Below are 9,698 nucleotides of genomic sequence, written 5' to 3' on the forward strand. Positions count from 1 at the left end.
GCAGCAGCCCGTGCAGGTCCTCGCACGCCAGCACCAGCATGCCGAGCATGCCGTCGGTGCCGTTGATGAGGGCCAGCCCCTCCTTCTCCTCGAGGATCACCGGTGCGATACCGGCGGCGGACAGTGCCGTCGCCGCGGGCACGAGTTCGCCGTCCGCATCCCGCACCGTGCCCTCACCGATCACCGCGAGCGCGACGTGCGCCAGCGGCGCCAGATCGCCGGAGCATCCGAGGCTGCCGTACTCGTGGACCACCGGCGTGATCCCCGCCGACAGGAGCGACGCGTAGATCTGCGCGACTTCCGGCCGCGCGCCGGTCCTGCCGGTGGCCAGGGTCGACAACCGCAGCAGCATCAGAGCACGCACGACCTCGCGTTCCACCTCGGGGCCGTTTCCGGCGGCATGCGAGCGCACCAGACTGCGCTGCAGTTGCGTCCGGAGCGCAGAGGGGATGTGCCGGGTGGCGAGGGCCCCGAAACCCGTCGAGATCCCGTACACGGGCTTCGGGTCCTCGGCCAGCGCCTCGATGCGCTTCCGGGTTTCCGCCATGGCCGACATCGCGTCCCGCGAGATCCGTACCGGCGCGCCGAGACGCGCCACCCGGATCACTTCTTCGGCGGAGACCGCTCCGGTTCCGACCACGACAGACTCTTCGGCTCCCACAACCCCCAGTCTCCCCCGGGGCCGGGCGGAGAGTGACGGGATTGCGGGAGCGACGACGGCGTCTACAACCGGCCGCGGAGAGCTTCCTCGATTTCGCGTGGCGTCATCAGACGTTCGAGTTTTTCACTCGGCCACGAGGACGGACGTCCTTGCAATCGGGCTGATTCGAGTAGAGGGAGAGGGCTGCGGTCCCACCGCAGGATCGAATGAACATTCACTACCGATCACTTCCGAACACCGACTCGACAACTTTCCATTTGCGCCATTGCACCGGCGACATTTCGTCGCGCTCTTGACTCATCGCCCATCGTGCCCCTTTGGTTACACGGTTTCGATGAGGCGCGCGGAAGTGCTGGAAAACTGCGGTCGGGACGAGAATTCAGTGACCTACCGCACACCTCTCCGGCACGAGCGCCTACCATGACGTCAAAGTAATTGTTACCTTACGTACCACCTTCCCTGACTGGAGACAGCCGATGGCAAACACCCTCGAAGCAAGCATCGACATCGACGCGACCCCGCAAGACGTGTGGGCCGTCGTGTCGGATCTGAATCGGATGGGCGAATGGAGCCCCCAGTGCCGCACGATGCGCGTCCTCGGCGGCGTCGTCGAAGAGGGCACCAAAACCGTCAACATCAACCGCAAGGGCTTTCTCGTGTGGCCGACCACGTCGAAGGTCGTGAAGTTCCAGCCGAACAAGACCATCGCGTTCCGGATCCTCGAGAACCGCACCATCTGGTCGTACGAACTCGAGCCGACGGCAGGCGGAACCAAGGTCACCGAGCGCCGTGAAGCCCCGACCGGGACGTCGAAGGTGTCGCAGTTCCTGGTCAAGACCGTTCTCGGCGGCAACGAGGACTTCGAGGTCGAGCTCGTGAACGGCATGAACACCACTCTCGCCCGCATCAAGTCGGCCGCCGAACGCACGTAGTCCGGTTGACCCTCGACCTGGTCGAGGCCTCAGCGTGGTCCGCATGGACACACCCGACGCCGTCATGGCGAGGATCGCGCAGGGACAGGAACTGGCAGTAGCGGGTGACCGGGAGGGCGCCCGACGCATCTTCGAGGAGGTGTGGGACGCCCTCGCCGGTCCCGGCGACGACACACCGGATCCGCTGCACGTCGTCACGCTGGCCCACTACATGGCGGACGTCCAGACCGACCCCGCCGAGGAACTGCGCTGGGATCTGCGGGCCCTCGCCGCCGCCGACTCGCTGACCGACGACCGAGCCCGGCAGCATCACTCCTCGCTCCGGGTCGCGGGGTTCTACCCGTCGCTGCACCTCAACGTCGCGGCCGCTCATCACGCGCTCGGCCAGTCGTCCGAGGCACGCCACCATCTCGATCGGGCCACGCAGAGCTGCGAACACCTCACCGACAACGGATATGGCCGGATGATCCGCGGGGCCGTCGAGCGGCTCCGCGCAGAACTCGACGCCGAGGCTGTCGGACCGCAGGGGCAGAGTGAGCACCGTGCTCAGCATCGGTGAACTCGCCCGGGCGTCCGGTCTGTCGGTCAGCGCGCTGCGGTTCTACGACAAGGCGGGTGTGCTCACCCCACACGTGGTCGACCCGCGCACGGGTTACCGCTGGTACGCCGACCGGCACGTGGATTCAGCGGTCCTCGTCGCCGCGATGCGCCGGGTGGGTGTGCCGGTGAAGGACATGGCGGCCGTGCTGAGCGGGACGGACGCTCACGGGCTCCTCGACCGGCATCTCAGCCGGCTCGTGAAGGGGCTCGACGACGCCCGGCGCGAACTGGCAAGGATTCACCGCCTGCTCGACGCGCGAGCGGCGCGGGAGTGCACTGTCGTCCTCCGCACCACCGACCTCCTCACCGCGTTCGGCTCGGTGCGGTTCGCCGCCGACCCGGACTCGGCGTTCCCGGTGTTGCGCGGCTGCCTCCTGGAAACGGACCACGACGTGCTGCGGCTCGTCACCACCGACCGCTACCGGCTGGCGGTGGGAACGGTGCCCCTCCTCGAACCGCCGGACGCACCGATCTCCGCCGTCGTCCCGTGCACGTTCCTGGACGACGCGGCCGGGTTGCTGGGTCGCCACGACACGGTGACCGTCGTCGTCGGCGCCGACAGCATCACCCTCCGCTGCGGCGCCGAACAGCTCGGCACCCGCCTCGTCGACGGTGCGTTTCCCGACCATCGCAGTCTGTCGCCCCTCGACCGCGGAATCGAACACACCTTCTCCTCGGCGGACCTGCGTGCACTCCTCGCCGACGCCGGCGACCGAGTGGATCTCGGCGTTCTCGAGTCGGGCGAGATCGTCGTCGGCAGACAGGGGACGGAGCAGCCCGTGCGCTTCCAGGTGCAGGTGAACACCGGTTTTCTCCTCGAAGCCGTCGACGCGCTGCCGGGTGAGCAGTTGACATTCCAGGTGGGTGGACCCATCACCCCGCTCGCCATCCGGCCACGATCCGTTCACACATCGGACCCCGCGAGTGCGTACTCTCTCCTGATGCCGTTGCAGCCGGTAGCGCTCACGTAATCTGTGGGTGCGGCGCGATGGCGCGCAGGCAGCACGTCCGTCCGACACAGTTAGAGGAGCCCGTGGCACGCAAGCCCACACCCCCCGGAACCCCGCAATCCACGAGCGTCGGGCACATCGTCGACCTCGTCCGCGGAGCAGTTCCGCCCCTGCACCCGGCCGGGCTGCCCTTCGTCCTCGCGCCACTCGGTGTGGCCGTCCTCGGCCGCAAGCGCAAGTGGGTCCGGCGTGGAGCGCTGACCTCCGCCGCAGCGTGCGCCGCGTTCTTCCGGCATCCGCACCGTGTTCCGCCGAACCGTGTCGGCGTCGTGGTCGCACCCGCCGACGGCGAGGTCGCGCTCGTCGACTCCGCGGTCCCGCCGTCCGAACTCGACATGGGCACCGAGCCGCTCCCCCGGGTCAGCATCTTCCTGTCCGTGCTCGACGTGCACGTCCAGCGCAGTCCTGTCGGCGGTGAGGTCACGAAGGTCGTCCACCGGCCGGGTCAGTTCCTCTCCGCCGACCTCGCCGACGCCAGCGAGGTCAACGAACGCAACAGCATGCTGCTGCACACCCCGGAGGGCCACGACGTCGCCGTCGTGCAGATCGCCGGTCTGCTCGCTCGCCGGATCGTCTGCGACGCCAAGGTCGGCGACACCCTCCCGATCGGAGACACGTACGGCCTGATCCGGTTCGGCTCCCGCGTCGACACGTACTTCCCGGCGGGCACCACATTGCTCGCCGAGCGAGGACAGCGGACGATCGGTGCCGAGACCGTCATCGCTCAACTGCCGTGATCGCCAACGCGAAGCAGCAGCGGAGGGGTCGACCCCAGCAGGCGGTCCGGCTCCTGCCGAGCGTGGTCACGATCCTCGCGCTGTGTGCGGGGCTGTCCGCCGTCAAGTTCGCGCTCGACGGCGACCTGGGAACGGCGTTGGCCATGATCGGTGCGGCCGCGGTCCTCGACTCGCTCGACGGTCGGATCGCGCGCATGCTCGACGCCACCAGCAAGATGGGTGCCGAACTGGATTCGCTCGCCGATTCCATCTCGTTCGGCGTCGCCCCGGCCCTGGTCCTCTACGTCACGCTGCTGGACGGCCAGAGTTTCGGCTGGATCATCGCCCTGATCTACGCGGTGAGCATCGTGCTGCGGCTGGCCCGGTTCAACACGCTCCTCGACGAGGACGACATGCCGGGTTACGCCAACGAGTACTTCACGGGTGTCCCGGCGCCCGCGGGTGCCCTGGTCGCGCTGACCCCGCTGGCAGCCGCGGCGCAGTGGGGCGACGGCTGGTGGTCGTCGTATCCCGTCGTCGTGGCGTGGACCGTGATCTCCGCGGCGCTGATCGTCAGCCGGATCCCCACGCTCGCACTGAAGACGGTGTCGGTGCCCCCGCACATGGCGGCCGGTCTGCTCGTCCTCGTGGCGCTCGCGGCGGCGGCTCTGGTCACCTACCCGTACATCCTGCTGATCGCGCTCGTCGCGGTGTACCTCGGGCACATTCCGTTCGCGGTCCACTCAAAGCGGTGGGTGGCCGCGCGACCCGAGACGTGGGACATCAAGCCGTCCGAGCGGCGGGCCATCCGGCGTCAGCCCGACGCCCGTGGCAGGCGATCCGCCGCACGGCTCGGACTGCGTCGTCCCCGGGCCCGATAGTTCGCTCCCGCACGTAGGCTCGACGGCGTGACCTCCCCGGAACTTGCGCTCACAGTCCGACTGAACACCTCGGCCGCCGACACCCGGCGCGGCGTGGTCCGGCTGCATCCGGAAGCCCTGGCCGCGCTCGGCCTCCGCGAGTGGGACGCGATCGCCCTCGTCGGCGCGCGCCGCACCGCCGCGGTGGCAGGTCGCGCGCCGTCCGGAACCCCCACCGGGACTGCACTCCTCGACGACGTGACGCTGTCCAACGCCGGGCTGACCGAGAACAGCACGGTTGTCGTGACACCGGTGACGGTGTACGGCGGGAAGACGGTGACGGTCAGCGGGTCGAATCTGGCCGTCAACTCCGTCTCCGACGTCACCCTGCGTCACGCCCTGCTCGGCAAGGTCCTCACGGTCGGCGACACGGTGTCGCTGCTCCCCCGCGATCTGGGCCCCGGCACCAGCACCGCCCCCGCGACGCAGGCACTGTCCCGGACGTTCGGTGTCGCCTGGACGTCCGAGTTGCTCACCGTCACCGGGGTCGACCCGGCCGGTGGTCCGGTGAGCGTGCAGCCCAACACCGCGGTCGGGTGGGGCGAGGGTGTGCGCGCAACGGTGTCCACGGCCCCGACCCGGCTGCCCGCGCCGCCCGTCCGGCCCGCCGAGGAGGTTCCCCCGGTTCCGGTCGAGGACCTGGTGGGTGCCCACACCCAGGCAGCCAAACTCACCGAGTGGCTCGGACTGGCACTCGACGAACCCGAACTGCTCCGCAAGCTCGGGGCCTCACCCCATCTGGGCGTCCTGGTGACCGGGCCCGCCGGTGTCGGGAAGGCGACGCTCGCCCGCGCGGTGCTCGCCTCCCGGCGACTCGTCGAACTCGACGGGCCGAGTGCCGGCGCGCTGGAAGCCGACTCACGGTTGCAGCGGGTCACCGCGGCGGTCGACGCGATCCGCAGCGGCGGCGTCCTGCTGATCACCGACATCGATGCCCTGCTGCCCGCCACCCCGGAGCCGGTGTCCGCGCTGATCGTCGAACAACTCCGCCGCGCAGTCGACACCGTCGGGGTCGCGTTCGTCGCGACGTCGGCGCACCCCGAGTCGGTCGACACCAGGTTGCGCGGGCAGGACCTGTGCGACCGCGAACTCACCCTGACCCTGCCCGACGGCTCCACCCGCCGGGCGCTGCTGGAACTGCTTCTGCGGAAGGTCCCCACCGACGGCATCGCCCTCGACGCGATCGCGGCCCGCACACCGGGGTTCGTCGTCGCCGACCTCGCCGCGCTGTGCCGGGAAGCGGCCCTGCGGGCCGCCTCACGCGCCACCAGGAAACCCGTCGACCCCGCACTCACACAGGACGACCTGCTCGGCGCGCTCGACGTCATCCGCCCGCTGTCGCGGTCGGGCAGCGAGGAACTCGCGATCGGCACCCTCACCCTCGACGACGTCGGGGACATGGTGGAGACCAAGCAGGCGCTGACCGAGGCGGTCCTGTGGCCGTTGCAGCATCCGGATTCGTTCGCCCGCCTCGGCGTCGATCCCCCGCGCGGAGTGCTGCTGTACGGTCCGCCCGGTTGCGGCAAGACCTATCTCGTTCGGGCGCTGGCAAGTTCGGGGCACCTGAGTGTGCACGCCGTCAAGGGCGCCGAGCTGATGGACAAGTGGGTGGGCGCGTCCGAGAAGGCCGTCCGCGAACTGTTCCAGCGGGCGCGGGATTCGGCCCCGTCACTGATCTTCCTCGACGAGGTGGACGCCCTCGCGCCGCGGCGCGGCCAGAGCTCCGACTCCGGGGTGTCCGATCGGGTGGTGGCCGCCCTGCTCACCGAACTCGACGGCGTCGAACCGCTGCGCGACGTGGTGGTCGTCGGCGCCACCAATCGGCCCGACCTCATCGACCCGGCGTTGCTGCGCCCCGGCCGCCTGGAGCGGCTGGTGTTCGTGCCGCCGCCGGACGGCGAGGCCCGCCGCGCGATCCTGCGGACATCCGGGAAGTCGGTGCCCCTCGCCGACGACGTCGACCTCGACGCCCTTGCCGACGACCTCGACGGCTACTCGGCCGCCGACTGCTCGGCGCTGCTGCGGGAAGCCGCGCTGGCCGCCATGCGCCGGAACATCGACGCCGCCGACGTCACCGCGGCCGACGTGGCCGAGGCACGCGAAAAGGTGCGCCCCTCACTCGATCCCGAGCAAGTGGCGCACCTCGAGTCCTATGCGCTGTCGCGCCCGTGAGTACTTGTCAACCGCCCGCGGTTAACAAGTACTCACGGGTCAGGACCAGCGGCCGAGCAGCGTAGCCGCGTGTGCGGCGAGGGCGGCCTGGAAGAAAGGCCCGAAGCTCACCCGCGCGACGCCGAGCGGCCCGAAGCTCGCCGGATCGTCCTGATCGGGCAGGCCGATGGCGTTGACGGGCAGCGGGAGCTCCGACGTGAGCCGCTTCTGGGTGGCGTCGTCGTGACGGCCCACGGGGTACAGCACGTCGGCGCCGGCCTCGGCGGCGAGCTTCAGCCGAGCGATCGCGCGGTCGACACGGTCGGACTCGTCGCCCACCTGCTTCACGAACAGGTCGGTGCGCGCATTCACGACCACGTGGACGCCGGCAGCGTCGGCCGCTTGCCGCAGCCCTCCGACGAAGTCGGCGTGCTCCTGCGGTTCGCGGAGCCGCCCGCCCTCGCTGTGGACCGTGTCCTCGATGTTCAGGCCCACGGCTCCCGCGCCGATCAGACCTTCGATCAGCCGGGCGGGCTCGAGCCCGTATCCCGATTCGATGTCGACCGACAGCGGCAACTCCACCGCCGCGGTGATCTGCGAGATGCGGTGCAGCAGCTCGTCGAACGTGATCCCCTCGTTGTCGGGCTTGCCGATCGAGTCGGATACCGGGTGGCTCCCGACGGTCAGCGCCTGAAACCCATCGGACACAGCCAGATTCGCGGACCAGGCATCCCACACGGTGGGAAGGATGACCGGGTTGCCGGGCTGGTGCAGCCCCAGCAGGGTGGTGGCCTTCTCGTTGATCGACGTCATAGGTGGGCTCCTCGCCTCGGTTGTATTCGATCGAAGTCGTTCTCGGGCACGCCTTCGGTGCCAACGCCGGGTTCGCCATTTCCATTCCTTCCCGCTCGAGTACCGTGAGCGAATGGACTTCCGGGAACCTCTGTCGGCCGCGGCTGCTCTCGCGTCCGGCGCACTGGCCGGTTTCGTCCTCACCAATCCCCGCAACCGGGCCTGGACGATCAACGCGTCCGACCGGGAGATCGAGCGGTGGCTCAGCAGCCAGCCGACGGGTGTCGTGGTGGCTCTCGTTCTCGCTGTCGTCGCGGTGGCCGGTCTGCAACGGTCCGGCTCCCGGCGGGTGTCGTGGATCCTGGCGGCGGCGTGCGCGCTCGCCCTGATCGGCGCGCGCTGGGCGGTGCCGAATGCCGGCGGGGTCGACACGCTGATCGCCCTGCACTTCGCGAAGACCGCGACTGCCGGGTTCCTGCTGGGCGCGGCGGTCGCCGCGGTGTGGGGTCGCTGGGTTTCGCATCTGGCGCTGACTCTCGGTGTCGCGAGCGCGTTCCTTCTCGCGAGTGTGCAGCGACTGCCGCGTAGTGACACCGCGTACGTCGAGCCCGCGAGTATGAGCACCTCCGCGATCGGCGAACCCCCGCAGTGGCTGCTGCTGGGAGTTCTCGTGCTCGCGCTCGCGTCGGCGTTGGTGGCGCGGTCGCAGTTCCGGGTGCAGCGTCCGGACCGGAGGACCCTGCTGACCGCGCTGGTCGGCGCCGTGGCTCTCGCCCTGCTCAACCGGTTGTTCGGGGCGTGGATCGACGATCAGGAATTCGGCGAGCCCCTGACGGTCTGGCTGATCGTCGCGTTCTCGCTCGCCGTGATTCTGACGGCCACGGTGCTGATCGCACGCCGGTTCCCGGGGATCGACGGACGCTTCCTGCTCGCCGCGACCGGTGTCACCGCGGCGGCCGTGCTCGTCCTCGACGACCTCCGCACTCCGCGGGTGACGACGCCCGCGCCGGCGTTGCTGGCGGTCGGCGTCGTCGCTCTCGCCGCGGGAATCGCGGTGGCGGTCCGGGTCCCGCCGAAGTGGCGGCGCCCGCAGTGGGGACTCTGCCTGGCCGCCGTCGTTCCGCTGCTCGCCGCCGTGTGGCCCGACTTCGGCGACGACGGCGTCGCACTGCTGATCCGGCTGGCCGTGCTGGGTTGCGGCACGGGTTTCGCGCTCGCCACCGCTTTGCCGGGGTCGGCGCCGGTCGCGGTACTCGGTTTCGCGTTGCCGTTCGCGTCGCTGGTGTTCGTGGCGGCGACCACCGTTCCCCGCAGCCGGGTGGTCTACTCGGGCGCGAGCAGCGAACACCGTCTGCCGTCGTCGCCTGCCTCGACCGCTGCGTCCGACCATCTCGTCGGCTTCGTGATGCTGCTCGTCGTGGCGTTCTGCGTCTACTCGGTGCACGAGCGGCGCAGTACCCCGGAAGGCAGCTAGTCGAGGAGGCCGAGCGACTGAAGCCGGCGGAACACGAGCATCGAGCCGGGCGCGACGTCGGGCATGGCCGCGTATTCGTCGACGGTGAAGTACCGGAGTTCGGCGATCTCGCTCGTCGGCCGCGGCTCGGCGCTCAGTTCGGCGAGGAAGCAGGTCATGTGCAGGTCGGTGCCCTCGGGATGTCCGTACGCGGGCGCCTCGAAGACCCCCAGATGTTCGAGCGTCCCATCGACGATTCGGGCGTCGAGTTCCTCCCGGATCTCGCGGTGCAGAGCCTGTTCGGCGTTCTCGCCGGGATCGATCTTTCCGCCTGCCATGTAGAACGCGGTCTTCCCCACCGATCGGGTCTGGAGGAGTTTTCGGTCGCGGATGTGGGCGAGCGCGGCGGTTCGGATCTCGGCGGGCACCGTCACAAGATAGAACAGTCCGGTCGGCCGCCCAT

General features: G+C 69.8%; 10 protein-coding genes. 7 read left to right on the forward strand and 3 right to left on the reverse strand.

Annotated elements, in window-relative coordinates:
• On the reverse strand, positions 1-661 hold a 661-nt coding region (locus tag QM693_RS31455), incomplete at its 3' end, for an aromatic amino acid lyase (RefSeq protein WP_283354287.1).
• A gap of 476 nt (positions 662-1,137) precedes the next feature.
• On the opposite strand from QM693_RS31455, the gene QM693_RS31460 reads away from it, so the two are divergent.
• The 6 genes from QM693_RS31460 (at position 1,138) to QM693_RS31485 (ending at position 7,011) form a co-directional block, all read left to right on the forward strand.
• Positions 1,138-1,593: an SRPBCC family protein gene (locus QM693_RS31460; protein WP_283354288.1), complete on the forward strand. Its 456-nt coding sequence runs from the start codon at positions 1,138-1,140 to the stop codon at positions 1,591-1,593.
• A gap of 34 nt (positions 1,594-1,627) precedes the next feature.
• Positions 1,628-2,152: a hypothetical protein gene (locus QM693_RS31465; RefSeq protein ID WP_283354289.1), complete on the forward strand. Its 525-nt coding sequence runs from the start codon at positions 1,628-1,630 to the stop codon at positions 2,150-2,152.
• Positions 2,127-3,164 (forward strand): DNA polymerase III subunit beta family protein, encoded by a 1,038-nt coding sequence (locus QM693_RS31470; protein ID WP_283354290.1) that lies wholly within the window; start codon positions 2,127-2,129, stop codon positions 3,162-3,164. Before QM693_RS31465 ends, QM693_RS31470 begins: the two co-directional genes overlap by 26 nt.
• Positions 3,165-3,226: 62 nt before the next feature.
• Positions 3,227-3,940 (forward strand): phosphatidylserine decarboxylase, encoded by a 714-nt coding sequence (locus QM693_RS31475; protein WP_005251765.1) that lies wholly within the window; start codon positions 3,227-3,229, stop codon positions 3,938-3,940.
• Complete coding sequence (gene pssA, locus QM693_RS31480; RefSeq protein ID WP_005251763.1) at positions 3,937-4,800, forward strand: CDP-diacylglycerol--serine O-phosphatidyltransferase; 864 nt, start codon at positions 3,937-3,939, stop codon at positions 4,798-4,800. The genes QM693_RS31475 and pssA overlap by 4 nt, the downstream gene beginning before the upstream one ends.
• A 27-nt stretch (positions 4,801-4,827) precedes the next feature.
• The gene (locus QM693_RS31485; protein ID WP_283354291.1) at positions 4,828-7,011 is read left to right on the forward strand and encodes an AAA family ATPase; all 2,184 of its coding nucleotides are present in this window, start codon (positions 4,828-4,830) and stop codon (positions 7,009-7,011) included.
• Between the two features lie 39 nt (positions 7,012-7,050).
• Here the strand turns inward: QM693_RS31485 and QM693_RS31490 are convergent, their stop codons facing one another.
• Positions 7,051-7,803 carry an isocitrate lyase/PEP mutase family protein gene (locus tag QM693_RS31490; protein WP_283354292.1) on the reverse strand — a complete coding sequence of 251 codons (753 nt, stop codon included), beginning with the start codon at positions 7,801-7,803 and terminating at the stop codon, positions 7,051-7,053.
• Between the two features lie 112 nt (positions 7,804-7,915).
• On the opposite strand from QM693_RS31490, the gene QM693_RS31495 reads away from it, so the two are divergent.
• Positions 7,916-9,256, forward strand: coding sequence for a hypothetical protein (locus QM693_RS31495; RefSeq protein WP_283354293.1), 1,341 nt, complete (start codon positions 7,916-7,918; stop codon positions 9,254-9,256).
• Here QM693_RS31495 and QM693_RS31500 read toward each other — a convergent pair.
• Positions 9,253-9,669 carry an NUDIX hydrolase gene (locus tag QM693_RS31500; protein WP_280780017.1) on the reverse strand — a complete coding sequence of 139 codons (417 nt, stop codon included), beginning with the start codon at positions 9,667-9,669 and terminating at the stop codon, positions 9,253-9,255. The two genes, QM693_RS31495 and QM693_RS31500, sit on opposite strands and share 4 nt — an antisense overlap.
• Positions 9,670-9,698 lie beyond the last annotated feature (29 nt).

It is taken from the genome of Rhodococcus sp. IEGM 1305 (assembly GCF_030058635.1).
Classification (GTDB): Bacteria; Actinomycetota; Actinomycetes; order Mycobacteriales; family Mycobacteriaceae; genus Rhodococcus_F; species Rhodococcus_F opacus_D.

Bases quoted from the DNA above. Each gene is read 5' to 3' on its own strand.
- QM693_RS31460 (WP_283354288.1), top strand. From the start codon at position 1,138: ATGGCAAACACCCTCGAAGCAAGCATCGACATCGACGCGACCCCGCAA.
- QM693_RS31490 (WP_283354292.1), bottom strand. From the start codon at position 7,803: ATGACGTCGATCAACGAGAAGGCCACCACCCTGCTGGGGCTGCACCAG.
- QM693_RS31495 (WP_283354293.1), top strand. From the start codon at position 7,916: ATGGACTTCCGGGAACCTCTGTCGGCCGCGGCTGCTCTCGCGTCCGGC.